Below are 14,821 nucleotides of genomic sequence, written 5' to 3' on the forward strand. Positions count from 1 at the left end.
CCCCGCCCGACGCGGCTCCGCCCGACGCCGCCTCACGTGCCGCCGCGCCCGCCGTCCGCGTCCAGCGCGCGAGGGACCGTACGCGCGCCGCGGCGTCGGCGAGGCGCTGCTCCGTCAACTCGCCGTCGTGCACGGCTCGTACGAGTGCGTCGCGCAGCCGCAGAACCGTCTCTTCGTCGGACAGTCCGCCGCCCACGCACAGCGCGTCGGCGCCCGCGGCGACGGCGAGGACGCTCCCCCGCTCCAGCCCGTACGTACCGGAGATGGCCTCCATCTCCATGCCGTCGGTGACGATCAGCCCGGTGTGGCCGAGGCCCCCGTCCTCGCGTGACGCGCGTAGCAGCCCCATGAGCGCCGCGGGGCTGAGCGTGCCCGGCAGGCTCTCGTCGAGCGCGGGCAGCAGGATGTGCGCGCTCATCACGCCCTTGGCGCCGGAGTCGATCGCGGCCTGGAACGGGACGAGTTCGCGTTCGCGCAGGGTGGTCATGTCGGCGTCGATGCGGGGCAGCGCGTGGTGGGAGTCGACGGCGGTGTCGCCGTGCCCCGGGAAGTGCTTGACGACGGCGGCGACGCCCGCGGCCTGGAGCCCCTCGACGTAGGCGACGGTGTGCCGTGCGACCAGGTCCGGGTCGTCTCCGAAGGAGCGGACGCCGATGACGGGGTTGTCGGGGTTGGAGTTGACGTCGGCGGACGGCGCCCAGTTGAGGTTCACGCCGCAGGCGGCGAGCCGGCGGCCGAGTTCGTGGGCGACGTCGCGGGTGAGGCCGGTGTCGTCGACGTGGCCGAGGGCGTGGTTGCCGGGGAAGGAGGAGCCGGTACGCGCCTCCAGCCGGGTCACGTCGCCGCCCTCCTCGTCGATCGCGACCAGCACCTCGGGCCGGGCCTCGCGGAGCTGCGCGGTGAGCGCGGCGAGCTGTTCCGGGGATTCGATGTTGCGGCCGAACAGGCCCACGGAGGCGAGCCCTTCGCCCAGGTGCCGCAGCAGCCAGTCGGGCGCGCTGGTGCCGGTGAAGCCGGGTTGCAGCACGGTGAGGGCGTCGCGGGTGAGGCTCTCGGTGCCGGTTGCGAGCGTGGTCATGTGGCGCATTGTCCCTTCACTGATGGCCCTTCGCTGGCAGATCGGAGGGGGCTGAGTACGGGCCTCACCTATCCCTTCACCGCGCCGGCGGTGAGCCCGCCGACGGCCTTGCGCTGCAAGTAGAGGAAGAGCAGCAGGATGGGCACGGCGAAGAGGGAGGCAGCGGCCATGGTGGCGCCCCAGTCGTCGCCGAACGCCGTCTGGAATCCGGAGAGCCACAGGGGGAGCGTCTGCGCCCGCGGTTCCTTGTTGAGGATCAGCACCATCGGGAACTCGTTCCACGCCGTGATGAAGCCGAAGAGCGAGGTGGCCATGATGCCCGGGGCCAGCAGCGGGAAGATCACCCGGCGGAACGCCTCGGTGCGCCCGCAGCCGTCCACCATCGCCGACTCCTCCAACTCCCGTGGTACGGCGGCGACATAGCCGCGCAGCGTCAGCACGGTCAGCGGGAGCACCATCACGGTGTAGAAGAGCGTGAGCGGTACGAGGCTGTCGAGCATGTCGGCGTCCCGTACGGTCATGTAGATCGCGATCACCATCACCTCCCAGGGCGCCATCTGCGCGACCATGAAGGTCAGGACGATGCTCTTGCGTCCGGCGAAGCGCATGCGCGCGAGGGCGAAGGCCGCGAACAGCGCGATGAGCAGGGCGAGTCCGACCGCGACCAGTGTCACGGTGACCGAGTTGCGCACCAGCGTCCAGAAGTTCTCGGCCTCGACCGCTGTCCTGAAGTGCTCCAGCGTCGGGCTGGTGGGGAACCAGACCGGGCTGTCGGTGACGATGTCGCTGTTGGGCTTGAAGGCCGTGCTGAACATCCAGTACACGGGGAAGACGAAGCCCGCGAAGAGCACGAGCGCCGTCGCGTTGGGCCATACACGCGCCCAGATGCGGGCGCGGCCGCGGCGGCGTGCGCCGGTGCGTGCGGCACCGCCTCGGGCCGGTACGCCGCTCAACCGCTGTGCTGCGCCTGTCACTTCTCGTCCTCCTCTTGGCGCATCGCGATGCGCAGGTAGTACGACATCAGCGCCAGCAGGATCAGGATCGTCAGGACGGAGATGGCCGCGCCCGCCCCGTAGTGCTGGTTGCCGACGCCCTCGACGAAGGCGTAGACGGGCAGCGTCTCGGTGAGGCGGTCGGGGCCGCCCTCGTTGATGGCGAAGATGTGCGGGAACGCCTTGAAGATCCAGATGACTTCGAGGAACGTCGTCACCAGCAGGAACGGCCGCAGGAAGGGCAGCGTGACCGTGGCGAAGCTCTGCGCGGCGCCCGCCCCGTCCAGCGCCGCCGCCTCGTACAGCTCACGCGGAATGGTGGTCGTCGCCGCGTAGAGGTTGACGGCGACGAACGGCACGGACGTCCAGATGATCAGCAGCGAGATGACGAAGAACGTCGAGAGCTGCCCGCCCGTCCAGTTGAAGCCGGCCATGGAGTGGAAACCGAGCGCGTCGAGCACCCAGTTGACGACGCCGAAGCGCTGTGCGAACAGCCACTGGTAGACGGTCGTCGCGGCGATGACGGGCATCGCCCAGGCCAGGACGAGCCCCGCCGACAGCAGCAGCCGCATACGCGGCCCGAGGCGGGCGAGCAGCAGACCCGTCAGGGTGCCCAGCAGCATGATCAGTACGACGTTGACGGCGGTGAAGACCACCGACCGCAGCGTGACCCGCCAGAAGTCCTCACTGCCCAGCGCCGCGCGGTAGTTGTCCGTGCCCGCCCACTCCGTGACGTGCCGGATGAGCTGCGTCATGTTGAGGTTCTGGAAGGACAGCAGCCCGTTCATCACCAGCGGCCAGCCCAGCAGCACGGCGGTGACCGCGAGCGCCGGCAGGAGCAGCAGATACGGCAGTCTGCTCCCGGCGCGGCGCTGCCGTCCGCCTCCGGGTGCGCCGCCGCCGGACGGGCGCCGCTCGGCCGGGGTGCCCGCCGGGTCCGGTGCGCCGCATGCCGGTGGCGGCGCGTCATGGATCTGCACTGACACATCTGCTCCCGCTGACATGGTGGTTGAGCCCGGGCTGCCGGTGTGCCGGCAGTCGTGCCGCCCCCTCCGGCAACACGACTGCCGAGACCCCGGCAGCCCGGCGGGGCGTCACTGCTTCTGCGCGAGCCTCTTGTTCATCTCGCCCTCGACGGAGGCGGCGGCAGCGGCGTGCGACTTCCCCTTGAGTACGGCGGTCATGTAGCGCTTCACGGGGTTCGGCGGGTTCTCCACGGCGGCCCACTGCGGGATGAGCGGGGTGAGTCCGCCGTCCGCGACCGCGGGAGCCGCGGCCTCCGCCGCCGGGTTGCCCTCGACCTGCTTCTGCAGCGCGGACTTGTTGGGGATGACGCCGCCTTCCTTGGCGAGCGCGCCCTCGAACTTGTCGGAGAGCGCGATCTTGAGGAACTCCTTGGCGAGTTCCTGCTTCTCGCTGCCCGCGGCGACGGCGAGGTTGGAGCCGCCGAGGAAGACGCCCTCGGGCTTGTCCGCCTTCTCACCGGGGATGGTGAAGTACCCGATGTCCTTCTTGATCTTCGGGTTGGCCTCGACGGCGGTGGCCGCCTCCCAGCCGAGCCCGATGAACGCGCCCGTCTTGCCCTTGGCGAAGACCTCGGCCTGCTGCGGGGTCGCCTCGTCCTTGTCCTTGGGGGCCTGGGAGTACGAGGCGTACTTCTCGTACAGCTTCATGGCGGAGGCGACCTTGGGGTCGTCGAGGTTGGAGACCCACTTGCCGCCCTGCTTCTTGACGAGGCCGGCGTTCTTGCCGATGAGCAGGCCGTCGAAGAAGTACCAGTTCTGGCCGGGGAGATAGAGCGGTTCGGCGTCGGTCTTCTTCTCGATCGCGTCGAGCGCGTCGAAGAACTCGGCGCGGGTACGGGGCGGTTCGTCGACGCCCGCCTCGGCCCAGATCCGCTTGTTGTAGATGACGGTGCGGTTGACCGTGTACCAGGGCGCCGCGTACTGCTTGCCGCCGTAGACCGCGGACTTGTTGACGGACGGCGTCCAGTCCTTGCCGACGCCCTTCTTCAGGTCCCCGAGGTCGGCGAGGCCGCCGGTCTTGGCGTACGCGGGAGTCTGGGTGTTGCCGACCTCGATGACGTCCGGCGGGTCGGACTCGGAGAGGGCGGTGGTGATCTTCTGCTGGATGCCGTTCCACTGCTGGACTTCGAGCTTCAGCTTGGCGCCGGTCTTCTTCTCGAAGGCCGCCTTGACGTCCTTCTCCCACTGCTTGGGCGTGGAGCCGTCCATGGCCCACAGCGTCAGCGTCTGGCCCTTGAAGCCGTCGGCGCCGGAGTCCGCTCCGCCGCCGGAGCCGCAGGCGGCAACTCCCGCCATCAGAGCCGCGATTCCTGTCGCGGCGATGAGTCCTCGTCTCACGGCATCCTCCCCAACGGACTGGCTGAGCTGGTCTAATGGTTTAGACCAGTCGGCAGCTTGGCCTAGACCTATTGGAGGTGTCAACGGTGCAGAACCGAGCCCGTGCTTCCGTTATCGGAACGACATCTGGGCGGGACAGTCCCGGAAGCCCTGTCACGTGCCACGATGTGAGCCGCGGAGCACAGCCGGAATCGGAGGACGTGGGCCGCAGCACCACCGCGGACGCCACAGCGTCCGGTGCCACAACCGGAGCCCCGTGCGGGCCACATGGCGCGGCCCGCGTACACGGAGAAGGCCGGTGACGGCAGCACGAGACGATCGGGAAGGCGAGCCATGAGCACGGACGGGGGCGCGGTCACCACCGCGGCAGAGCCGGAGTCGGCAGGCGGCAACGGCGGCGCGCGGACCGCTCGCGTGCCCAAGTACTACCGTCTCAAGCGGCACTTGCTGGAGATGACCGAGACCCTGCCGCCCGGCACCCCGGTGCCGCCCGAGCGCACGCTGGCCACCGAGTTCGACACCTCGCGTACGACCGTCCGGCAGGCGCTGCAGGAACTCGTCGTCGAGGGACGGCTGGAGCGCATCCAGGGCAAGGGCACGTTCGTCGCCAAGCCCAAGGTCTCGCAGGCGCTGCAACTGACGTCGTACACCGAGGACATGCGCGCCCAGGGCCTCGAACCGACCTCGCAGCTCCTGGACATCGGGTACGTCACCGCCGACGACCGTCTCGCCGCCGCCCTCGACATCCCGGCCGGCGGACGCGTGCTGCGCATCGAGCGGCTGCGGCTGGCGAGCGGCGAGCCGATGGCGATCGAGACGACGCATCTCTCACAGCGCCGCTTCCCCGCGCTGCGCCGCAGCCTGGTGAAGTACACGTCGCTGTACACGGCGCTGGCCGAGGTGTACGGGGTGCATCTCGCGGAGGCCGAGGAGACCATCGAGACCTCGCTCGCGACACCGCGCGAGGCCGGGCTGCTCGGTACGGACGTGGGCCTGCCGATGCTGATGCTCTCGCGGCACTCCCTCGACACCGACGGCGAACCCGTGGAGTGGGTGCGCTCGGTCTACCGGGGCGACCGCTACAAGTTCGTCGCGAACCTCCAGCGGCCCCCGCACGGACAGAACGGCTGAGACGGGACGAACCGGCCGAAGTCGGCCGGATCCGCCTGAAGCCGTCCGAAGCCGTCCTGAGTGAACAGCCGGGACGGCAGGGCCTGTTCGGCGCATACGGGGCGCTCGCGACCCGGCGCCCGCGGGGCCGGGCGGCGCACGTCCGCACGAAGGCAGCAAAAGGTGCCGTTCCGTTATCCGTGCAGGTAGTGACGGGGAGCGAAGCGCTCGTCTAGATTTCGTCCGCGTTGCGACAGGAGATTCCCGACGGACGGAGCCGAGGCATGCCTGCGCCACCCGAAACCCCCGAGACCGAGCCGCGGTCCGCGCTGCCCGTCGTCACGCCGACACGGGTCGTCGTAGGGCTGTGCCTCTTCGTCCCGTTCGTCGCGCTGCTGTGGGTCAGCTCCTACTCCCGGACCGAACCCACCCTCATAGGGCTGCCGTTCTTCTACTGGTACCAGATGCTGTGGGTGCTGCTCTCCGGGGCGCTGACGATGGTCGCGTACAAGCTCGTACGGCGTGAGGACGCGCGGCGGCGCGGCGAGCGAGAGGACGGTGGCCGGTGAACGGCGTCAACGGTGTGGCACTCGGCGTCTTCTTCTTCTTCTTCGCGCTCGTCACGGCGATGGGCTTCCTGGCCGCCCGCTGGCGGCGGGCCGAGAACGCCCAGAGCCTCGACGAATGGGGCCTGGGCGGACGGAGCTTCGGGACCTGGGTCACCTGGTTCCTGCTCGGCGGCGACCTGTACACGGCGTACACGTTCGTGGCGGTGCCGGCGGCGATCTACGCGGCGGGGGCCTCGGGCTTCTTCGCCGTCCCGTACACGATCCTCGTCTACCCGCTCATCTTCACGTTCCTGCCGCGGCTGTGGTCGGTCTCGCACCGGCACGGCTATGTGACGACGTCGGACTTCGTCCGCGGGCGCTTCGGCTCCAAGTCGCTCGCGCTGGCCGTCGCGGTGACGGGCATCCTCGCGACGATGCCCTACATCGCGCTGCAACTCGTGGGCATCCAGTCGGTGCTGGACGTGATGGGCATCGGCGGCGGCGAGTCGACGCACTGGTTCGTCAAGGACCTGCCGCTGCTGATCGCGTTCGCGGTGCTGGCGGCCTACACCTACTCGTCCGGGCTGCGCGCGCCCGCGCTGATCGCATTCGTCAAGGACACCCTGATCTACATCGTCATCGCGGTGGCGATCATCTACATCCCCATCAAGCTGGGCGGCTTCGACGACATCTTCGCCAAGGCCGGCGACGCGCTCTCGCAGACCAACCCGGCCACCGGGAAGCCGAAGGGCGAGGTGACACCGAGCTCTCCCAACCAGTGGGCGTACGCGACGCTGGCGTTCGGCTCGGCGCTCGCGCTGTTCATGTATCCGCACTCGATCACCGCGACGCTCTCCAGCGGCAGCCGGAACGTGATCCGCCGCAACACCACGATCCTGCCGCTGTATTCGCTGATGCTGGGCCTGCTCGCGCTGCTGGGCTTCATGGCGATCGCGGCGGGGATCAAGGTGGAGAACGGGCAGCTCGCGATCCCGCAGCTCTTCGAGAACATGTTCCCTGACTGGTTCGCGGGCGTCGCCTTCGCCGCCATCGGCATCGGCGCGCTCGTACCGGCGGCGATCATGTCGATCGCCGCGGCGAACCTGTTCACCAGGAACATCTACAAGGACTTCATCCGGCCGCACGCGACCCCGGAGGAGGAGACCAAGGTCTCCAAGATCGTCTCGCTGCTGGTGAAGGTCGGCGCCCTGGTCTTCGTGCTCGGCATGGACAAGACCGTGGCGATCAACTTCCAGCTCCTGGGCGGCATCTGGATCCTGCAGACGTTCCCGGCGCTCGTCGGCGGCCTCTTCACCCGGTGGTTCCACCGGTGGGCGCTGCTGGCCGGCTGGGCGGTGGGCATGGTCTACGGCACGGTCACGGCGTACGGCGTGGCCTCGCCGGTGCAGAAGCACTTCGGCGGCAGCAACGACGTGATTCCGGGCATCGGCGAGATCGGCTACATCGGCCTCACCGCCTTCGTGCTCAACGCGCTCGTCGCGGTCGTGCTCACCGTCGTCCTGCGGGCCCTCAAGGCGCCGGAGGGCGTCGACGAGACCAAGCCCTCGGACTACACGGCCGACGCGGGAGACCCCGGCGTAGAGGAGGAGCTGCCGGCTCCGACCGCCGCGCACTGAACGCGAACAGCATCTCCTCGTCCCACTGACGGTGCCGTTGTCAGTGGGACGAGGCATGCTCGTTCCATGGATGTCACGATCAGACCGGCACGCGACGACGAACTGGACGAGGTCGGCGAACTGACCGCCCGCGCCTACCTCGAGGACGGCCTGCTCACCTTCGGCGAGGAGGATCCGTATCTGGAGCGGCTGCGGGCCGCGCGGCTGCGAGCGCAGCACACGGAGCTGCTCGTCGCCGTGGACGCCGCCTCGGACGCGGTGCTCGGCGCGGTCGCCTTCGTGGGCGAGGGCGGTGCCTTCGGCGAGGTGGCGGCCGAGGACGAGGGCGAGTTCAGGATGCTGGCCGTACGGCCCGAGGGGCGCGGACGGGGAGCGGGCGAGGCGCTGGTGCGCGCGTGCATGGAGCGGGCGAGGGAGCGGGGGCTGCGGCGGCTGGTGCTCTCCAGCACCGGGGAGATGGCGACGGCGCACCGGCTCTACGGACGGCTGGGCTTCGTCCGGGCCCCCGAGCGCGACTGGTATCCGTACCAGGATCTCGCGCTGCATGTCTTCGTCCTCGACCTGTGAACGGGGGCGTGCCCGCGCCCGCGGTGCGCCCCTCCCGCCGAACGGCGGGCCTCCGCACGCCGGTTGGGCGCCGAGGGCCCGTTTCGGCCTTCGGCGGCGGGTTCCGACGGCCCCGCAGACGTACGGAGGGGAGCCGCGCTGCCCGCGCGGCCCCCCTCGTCGTACCCGGTGGCTGTGTCAGCCCCGTGTCACCCCTGCGTCCGCGTCAGCCCTTGCCTCCGCGCAGGCAGCCGCCGCAGTTGTGGAACGTGACGTCCCAGTGGTTGCCCTCGTCGAAGTAGACGTTCCCCGACCCGGACTGCCACTTGTTGCCGCCGATCGAAGTGAAGGTGTTCTTCACGTAGTTGGTCAGGCAGCTCGTCATGTGGAAGTCGAGCTTGTAGCCGTTCCAGTGGCTGTAGGTGCCGCTCGCGTGGCCCGTCTCGGTGCCGCCCGTGACGGTCAGGTCGCACTTGCTGGCGCCCTTGAGCGTGATGGCGCCGTCGACGGTCGCGGAGTTGACCTGCTCCAGCGAGGTGCAGTTGGACTGGTTGCGGTCCGAACAGCCGCCGCTGGAGGTGATGCTGATGCCGGCGCCGTTGAGCTTGCTGGCGGCGGCGGAGTGGCTCATCTTCGCGAGGGGCGCCGCGTCCTTGGGCTCCTCGGTGGTGGCCTCGGCGACGTAGGCGGTGGAGAAGAGCGCGAGAGCCATCGCCGATGCGCCGACGGCCGCCCGCAGAGCGATCTTTCTGTTCATGGGGGGTGGTGTCCTTCCCTGTGTCCACGTGGGAGTAGCGGGAGTTGCAGTTCGCTGATGTCGGGATCGTTCCCGGCCGTCAGCGCCGGCCGTCAGGAGGTGACGCCGCAGTCCGGGGCGTCCCAGTACTTGCTGGAGCGGTGATCCACGTGCGTGTGGTCGTCGTGGCCCGGGTAGCCCGGCCCGAGGATGCCGTGGAAGCCGTGGTTGCGGGCCTCCTTGGCGAGCGTGCACAGCGAGTGGGGCCCGGCGCCGAGGTCGGCGGAGTCACCGTAGAGATGACGACTCGAAGGGGCGCCGCCCACCTGGTCGTTGCACGCCTTGGACCGGAATCCGCTGGTGACCCGGAGCGCCTTGTCGCCCAGCGAGTGCCGCAGCGCCTCCAGCTTCCACATGGTGCGCAGCGCGTTCGACTTCGCCTGCGCGGCGCTGACGGCGCCGCCGCTCCAGTCGGAGTTGCAGTTGTTCAGCTCGGCGAAGGAGAAGTGCTTCGGCGAGCAGTCGTTGTCCTGCAGCCCGTAAATCTTGTCGTACGTGGCGGAGTCGGCCTTGCCGGTGGCCTTCACTCCGTACGCCTTCTGGAAGCGGCTCACGGCGGCCTTGGTGGCCGGGCCGAACTTGCCGTCCACGGCGATGACTTCGCCGCTCGCCGGATATCCGGAGACCCGGACCTGAAGCTCCTTGACGTCGTCGCCGGAAGCGCCCTGCGCGAGGTCGCGGTCCCAGGTGAAGCAGCCGTCCTTGGGGGCGGCGGGGCCGGCGGTCGCCACGGCGGCCGAACCCACGAGGACTGCCGCCGCGACCATGACGAGCGCCAGTACGGTCCGCGCCGTACGTCGGGGCATGGTGGCCTCCATGTCGTGTGGGGGTGGCACCAGAGCTTGTCGGGACATACGGAACGCGTCAACAACTGACAAAAACTGCCAATGGACGAGGCCACTGAATGACGGGCCGCTCGGGCGCACAGCGGTGCAGGCCGGAGCGGTGGGAGCGGAACACGACCACCGCCCGGCGCCGTCGGCACCGGGCGGAATTCATGCCTCACGCGTTATGTCTGTCATGTATCGCGGACGCCGCACCCGTTGCCGGGCGGCCGGCGGCCGGTCCGCGAAGCGGGGGTGCCGGGGCCGGCAGAGGCCAACTCCCCGCCTCCGCTTATTCGTTGGGGACGGTCTCGTACCGGGGCGTGCCTTCGGCCATCTGCCGCAGAGCGCTCTTCCGCTCCCGCTTCGAGAGCCGGTCGATGTAGAGATACCCGTACAGGTGGTCGGTCTCGTGCTGGAGGCAGCGCGCGAAGTAGCCGGTGCCCTCGACGGCGATGGGCTCGCCCTGGGCGTCCTGGCCGCGCACCACCGCGTAGTCGGGGCGCGCGAGTGCCTCGTACGCGCCCGGCACGGACAGGCAGCCCTCGTTGGAGTCGTCCAGACTGCGGCTGCCGGCGGGCAGTTCGTCCAGGACGGGGTTGCAGACGGCGCCGACGTGCCGTACGCCCTCGTCGTCGACGCAGTCGTAGACGAAGACCTTCAGATCGACGCCGATCTGGTTGGCGGCGAGCCCGACGCCCTCCGCGGCGCGCTGGCTGGCGAACATGTCGTCGATCAGCGTGGCGAGTTCACCGTCGAACGACGTGACGTCCTGGCACTCCTTGTGCAGCACCGGATTGCCGACGACCGTGATCGGACGGGCCGTGCCGCGCTCACGGTGGGCCTTCTCGCGCGCCTCGCACTCCTGCGTGTCGTCCACGAAGCCGGTACCGGCCGTGGCGGCACCGGCCGCCGCGGACACCCCGCTGATCTCCTGCTGCTGTCGCGCCATTCCGCCGCTTGCCTTCCTCGACACATGAAACCGTCGCCTCACAGCGTAGCCCGAGGACCGGGACGGCCGACCGCGGCCACGGCAGGGCCGTACCGCGCCACGGCACGTACGGGACGGGCGGACGGCAACGGCAACGGCAACGGCAACGGCAACGGCAACGGCAGACGCAACGCCCGGACCGGACACCCGCAATGAACGCCCGGGACGGACTCCGGCGACGCACCGCGGGGCTCAACACCCGGTACGCGTACCGGCGTTCAGCAGACCTCTTCCAGATCACGCCACTCGCGCGAATCCGGGCTGTCCGCGACCCAACTGTCGAGCAGCCCGCGTACGAGCCCCTCCGGCGCCGCGAGTCCGCACTCGCGCTCGGGGACCCACAGCTCCCCCGGGCCTCCGGGCGTCATGTGCCCCAGCGGGCCGGGATGCCCCGGCGAACTGTGGTCGTGCGGGTCGACGTGCGCGGAGCCGTCGCCCTCGTCCGTGGGCATGCTGCTCTCCGAGCACGTACGGCACAGCAGCCGCACCGACGAGGACCAGTCCTCCGCGGCGAATCCGGCGTCCGCGGCCAGCCGCTCCAGGGCGTCCCGGTCGGCCTCGGTGGCGGCCTGCAGCAGCACCACCCAGGTGGGCACCGGCGAGGGCGCCCACAGTTCGATCTCGTCGAAGACCGGGTAGGACGGGCCGCCCGCGGTGGTGCGTTCGCCGTGCGGCACCCCGTCGTGCAGCACCACTTCGCCCCAGCGCCGCCCCGAGGACGGCAGCGGGATGCTCTGCACCTCCACCCGCGCCGGGTCGATGCGCCGGCCCCAGACGACCTCGGCCTCGCCCTCCGGCGAGAGCCGTACGGCCGCGCTGCCGAGCTGCATCCCGGCCGGTTCGGCGACGGCCGCGGCCTGCGACTGGCCCGGTACGCGCAGTCCGTACGCCTGCCAGGCGCGGCGGGCCAGCGGCCAGTCCTGGAGGGCGGTGGCGGCGATGCCGACGTTCCACCAGTCCGGGGCGCCGGTCTGGCGCTCCAGCAGTGCGACCGCGCGCAGACCGGCGGTGCGGGCCTGCTCCCAGTCGTGCCGGAACTTGTGCAGCAGCGCGAGGTTGAACCAGGACTCCGACAGCCACGGTTCGAGATCGGCGGCCTGCGTCAGCAGGGCGTCGGCGTCCTCGTAACGTCCGTCGCCGATGAGCGCGAAGGCACGGTCCGTCGCCTGCCGCCACGAAGCGGAGGGACGGTGTCGCACCCTGCCGAAGATCCTCACGATGTTCCCGCCTGATTCCCGCCTGTTGACCGGCTGCTGTCGCGCTCGCTCCTGCTCCCGGCGCCTGTCGTCGTCGCGCACCGCACCCCCTGTGAGCACGGTCTGCGCGCTTTTCGCAGTTCCCCTCTCGCATCCAACCATGCCCGTACGGGGGGCTGCTCACTACCCGGGTGTCAACCCGGCGCCCCCCGCGCCACCACGCGTGACAGGGCTTCCACGACGCGTGGTTCGTAGTCCTGCGCGCTCCCCAGTCGCAGCCGTTCCACGGCCTGCAACGACCCCTCCACGGAAGCCTTCCCGGCGACCATGTCCTCGTACGCGTTGACGGCGCGGACGATACGTGCTGTGAGGGGCTGCTCACGGAACGGATCGGCCTGGCGTTCCACCACCACGGCGACTTCGCGCGCGACCCCGGTCTGCCGTACCACCGCGGCGCCCAGCAGCGCGATGCGCCGCTGCACCTCGGGGTCGAGCGGCTCCGTGGCGCCCGAGGCCACCGGGTCCACGAGGGAGAGCTGCCCGATGTCGTGCATGAGCGCCGCGTACTCCAGCACGGTCAGCTCCGGGTCGGTCAGCCCCAGCTCACGGCCGACGGCGCAGCTCAGTTCGGCGACGCGGCGCGCGTGCCCGTGCGGTGTGTAGCCGGCGACTTCGGTGGAGCGGGCGAGCGAGGCGATGGTCTGCCGGTTCGTGGCGCGTACGGAGGCGTAGCGGCGGAAGGAGAACTGCGTGAGCAGCAGCGGCAGACAGAACACCGGCAGCGCCCAGAGCCCGGCGACGGCCACCGCGAGCGCGATCACGGCGCCGGTCGCTCCGATGGCCGGAGCTATGCCGACGCGTGCGCGGAGCTGGCCGCGCAGCAACGGGCCGACGGGCCTGCCGGTTCGGCCCGCGGCGAAGACGGCGCCCAGCACCGCGTCGCACAGCCCCGTGAGCAGGGTGACGGCGAGCAGACACAGCGCGTAGTACGGGCCGTCACCCGCCCAGTGCGCCAACGCACCGGAGTGGACGAGGGGTTGGAAGCAGGTGGCGGCGAAGCCGACGGCGAGGACACCGCGCAGGGCGTGGCCGAGGTCGAGCGACGGGCCGCGTGCGGCGCGGGGCGCGCTGCCCACGAGCACGGCGACGATCACGACGGCGACGATCTGGAGCACGCCGTGCGAGGTGTCCCGTCCGCCGACCACGCCGAGCAGCGCATAGCCGAGGGCGCCGGCGGCGCCGACCGGGGCGCTCGTGGGAGCCCGTCCGTCCGGTTCATGCCCCGGCAACTCGACGCGCACGGCCTCGCCGACCGCGATGACCGCCGCGAACGCCAGTGCCACCCACGGCTGTTCGAGCCCGCGCCACGCGGTGACGCCCAACGCGGCACAGCCCAGGGCGATCGCGGCGGCGGAGCACAGTGCGGCGGCGAACTTCATACGCGGTACTTCATACAGGGGGACGTCCCGCCTTGGCCTCCTCGGCGGAGGGCGCGGACGACGCGGAGGGGGCAGTGGGCGCGGAAGGGGCGGATCCCTGGGGGACGTCGCCCGGCTCGCCCAACTCGCCCGACTCCGCCTCGCGTTCACGCGCACCGTACGCCGCGCCCACGGCGGCGCCCTCCCCGTCCGTACCGGCCACACCGCGCACATCACGCAGGTCCCACTCGTCCCGCGCGTCCAACTCGCCCCGTGCGTCCCGGAGTCCGTGGGCCACACCGTCGGGGCGTCCCAACTCCCGCGCGCCGCCGCGCCCGTACCGGCCGTCCCGGTCCCGCGGCCCCGGTACGTCCCCGCCGCCCGGCCGGTCCGCCGTGACGGCCGGCGACCAGCCGTACCGCTCCAGCGCGCCCGCCAGCGCCCGTACCATCCGCGGATCGAACTGCGTGCCCGCGCACCGCTTCAGCTCGGTCACCGCCGTGCCGACCGGACGGGCCCTGCGGTAACTGCGCGTCGACGTCATCGCATCGAAGGCGTCGGCCACCGCGACCACCCGCGCGAACTCGGGGATGGCGGCGCCGGAGAGCCCGTACGGATAGCCACTGCCGTCCATCCGCTCGTGGTGGTGCAGGATCGCGTCGCGCGCCTCCCCGAGGAAGGCGATGCCGCGCACCATCTCGTGCCCGTACTCGGGATGCAGCTCGATGACGCGGCGCTCCTCGGGGGTCAGCGGCCCGTCCTTGCGCAACAGCCGTGTGGGGACGCCGAGTTTGCCGACGTCGTGCAGGATGCCGGCGAAGCGCAGCGCCTCCGTGCGCTCGTCGTCCATGCCGAGTTCGCGGGCGATCATCACGGAGGCGCGTCCGACGCGTTCGCTGTGGCCGCGCGTGTAGCGGTCCTTGATGTCGACGGCCTGCACGAGCGCCCGGATGGTGGCCTGGTGGGCGCCGCGTTCGCGGTGGTACTGGGCGAAGACCCAGCAGCAGATGTACATCGGCAGCAGCACGAGGAACGCCGCGACCGGTCCGTACGTGCTGCGCCACAGCACCGCCATCATCAACCCGACGAATCCGTGCAGGAGATGGGGCGCCGCCGCCCGCTGGAACTGTCCGCGCCAGGCGGCACGCCACGCGCAGCGCTCGGCGGCCACGAGGACCGCGCCGTCGAGCACGGTGACCACGGTGCAGAACGCCACCGCGGCGAGCGCCGCCGCCAGCAGCAGACCGGGGAACTCCCCCACGAACGGCTCGGTTTGCGGGCCCGGGGCGGTCGCGGGCGCGCCGCCCACGGAAGCGCCCGCG

At 70.9% G+C, this 14,821-nt stretch carries 14 protein-coding genes; 4 read left to right on the forward strand and 10 right to left on the reverse strand.

Annotated elements, in window-relative coordinates; all coding sequences use genetic code 11:
* The 4 genes from AN218_RS17095 to AN218_RS17110 form a co-directional block, all read right to left on the reverse strand.
* Positions 1–1,078, reverse strand: a 1,078-nt coding sequence (locus AN218_RS17095; RefSeq protein ID WP_070017765.1) for a glycoside hydrolase family 3 protein, incomplete at its 3' end; no start/stop codon positions are given.
* A 68-nt stretch (positions 1,079–1,146) separates the two neighbouring features.
* Positions 1,147–1,965 carry a carbohydrate ABC transporter permease gene (locus AN218_RS17100; protein ID WP_070017766.1) on the reverse strand — a complete coding sequence of 273 codons (819 nt, stop codon included), beginning with the start codon at positions 1,963–1,965 and terminating at the stop codon, positions 1,147–1,149.
* 83 nt (positions 1,966–2,048) lie between these two features.
* Positions 2,049–3,056 carry a carbohydrate ABC transporter permease gene (locus tag AN218_RS17105; protein WP_244900495.1) on the reverse strand — a complete coding sequence of 336 codons (1,008 nt, stop codon included), beginning with the start codon at positions 3,054–3,056 and terminating at the stop codon, positions 2,049–2,051.
* 108 nt (positions 3,057–3,164) lie between these two features.
* Positions 3,165–4,433 (reverse strand): extracellular solute-binding protein, encoded by a 1,269-nt coding sequence (locus tag AN218_RS17110; RefSeq protein WP_070017755.1) that lies wholly within the window; start codon positions 4,431–4,433, stop codon positions 3,165–3,167.
* 333 nt (positions 4,434–4,766) lie between these two features.
* On the opposite strand from AN218_RS17110, the gene AN218_RS17115 reads away from it, so the two are divergent.
* The 4 genes from AN218_RS17115 (at position 4,767) to AN218_RS17130 (ending at position 8,295) form a co-directional block, all read left to right on the forward strand.
* On the forward strand, positions 4,767–5,564 hold the full coding sequence (locus tag AN218_RS17115; RefSeq protein WP_070017756.1) for a GntR family transcriptional regulator: 798 nt from the start codon (positions 4,767–4,769) through the stop codon (positions 5,562–5,564).
* Positions 5,565–5,827: 263 nt separating this feature from the next.
* Positions 5,828–6,112, forward strand: a complete 285-nt coding sequence (locus AN218_RS17120; protein ID WP_070017757.1) for a DUF3311 domain-containing protein — start codon at positions 5,828–5,830, stop codon at positions 6,110–6,112.
* Complete coding sequence (gene mctP / locus AN218_RS17125; protein WP_070017758.1) at positions 6,109–7,728, forward strand: monocarboxylate uptake permease MctP; 1,620 nt, start codon at positions 6,109–6,111, stop codon at positions 7,726–7,728. The genes AN218_RS17120 and mctP overlap by 4 nt, the downstream gene beginning before the upstream one ends.
* A gap of 66 nt (positions 7,729–7,794) precedes the next feature.
* Positions 7,795–8,295: a GNAT family N-acetyltransferase gene (locus AN218_RS17130; protein ID WP_070017759.1), complete on the forward strand. Its 501-nt coding sequence runs from the start codon at positions 7,795–7,797 to the stop codon at positions 8,293–8,295.
* Positions 8,296–8,500: 205 nt separating this feature from the next.
* Here the strand turns inward: AN218_RS17130 and AN218_RS17135 are convergent, their stop codons facing one another.
* From AN218_RS17135 to AN218_RS17160, 6 genes are all read right to left on the reverse strand, one after another.
* Positions 8,501–9,031, reverse strand: coding sequence for a hypothetical protein (locus AN218_RS17135; RefSeq protein ID WP_070017760.1), 531 nt, complete (start codon positions 9,029–9,031; stop codon positions 8,501–8,503).
* Positions 9,032–9,123: 92 nt separating this feature from the next.
* Entirely contained in the window at positions 9,124–9,876 is a 753-nt protein-coding gene (locus AN218_RS17140; protein WP_070017761.1) for a D-Ala-D-Ala carboxypeptidase family metallohydrolase, read from the reverse strand.
* Positions 9,877–10,186: 310 nt separating this feature from the next.
* Positions 10,187–10,846 carry a peptide deformylase gene (gene def, locus AN218_RS17145; protein WP_070017762.1) on the reverse strand — a complete coding sequence of 220 codons (660 nt, stop codon included), beginning with the start codon at positions 10,844–10,846 and terminating at the stop codon, positions 10,187–10,189.
* A 257-nt stretch (positions 10,847–11,103) separates the two neighbouring features.
* Positions 11,104–12,102, reverse strand: a complete 999-nt coding sequence (locus tag AN218_RS17150; protein ID WP_070017763.1) for a hypothetical protein — start codon at positions 12,100–12,102, stop codon at positions 11,104–11,106.
* 173 nt (positions 12,103–12,275) lie between these two features.
* A complete protein-coding gene (locus AN218_RS17155; RefSeq protein WP_070017764.1) occupies positions 12,276–13,520 on the reverse strand; it encodes an HD domain-containing protein in 1,245 nt (414 codons plus the stop codon).
* A 10-nt stretch (positions 13,521–13,530) separates the two neighbouring features.
* Positions 13,531–14,821, reverse strand: a 1,291-nt coding sequence (locus AN218_RS17160) for an HD-GYP domain-containing protein (protein WP_244900496.1), incomplete at its 5' end; no start/stop codon positions are given.

The organism is Streptomyces nanshensis (assembly GCF_001751255.1).
Taxonomy (GTDB): Bacteria; Actinomycetota; Actinomycetes; order Streptomycetales; family Streptomycetaceae; genus Streptomyces; species Streptomyces nanshensis_A.

Bases quoted from the DNA above. Each gene is read 5' to 3' on its own strand.
- AN218_RS17155 (WP_070017764.1), bottom strand. From the start codon at position 13,520: ATGAAGTTCGCCGCCGCACTGTGCTCCGCCGCCGCGATCGCCCTGGGC.
- AN218_RS17115 (WP_070017756.1), top strand. From the start codon at position 4,767: ATGAGCACGGACGGGGGCGCGGTCACCACCGCGGCAGAGCCGGAGTCG.
- AN218_RS17130 (WP_070017759.1), top strand. From the start codon at position 7,795: ATGGATGTCACGATCAGACCGGCACGCGACGACGAACTGGACGAGGTC.
- def (WP_070017762.1), bottom strand. From the start codon at position 10,846: ATGGCGCGACAGCAGCAGGAGATCAGCGGGGTGTCCGCGGCGGCCGGT.
- AN218_RS17135 (WP_070017760.1), bottom strand. From the start codon at position 9,031: ATGAACAGAAAGATCGCTCTGCGGGCGGCCGTCGGCGCATCGGCGATG.
- AN218_RS17120 (WP_070017757.1), top strand. From the start codon at position 5,828: ATGCCTGCGCCACCCGAAACCCCCGAGACCGAGCCGCGGTCCGCGCTG.
- AN218_RS17140 (WP_070017761.1), bottom strand. From the start codon at position 9,876: ATGCCCCGACGTACGGCGCGGACCGTACTGGCGCTCGTCATGGTCGCG.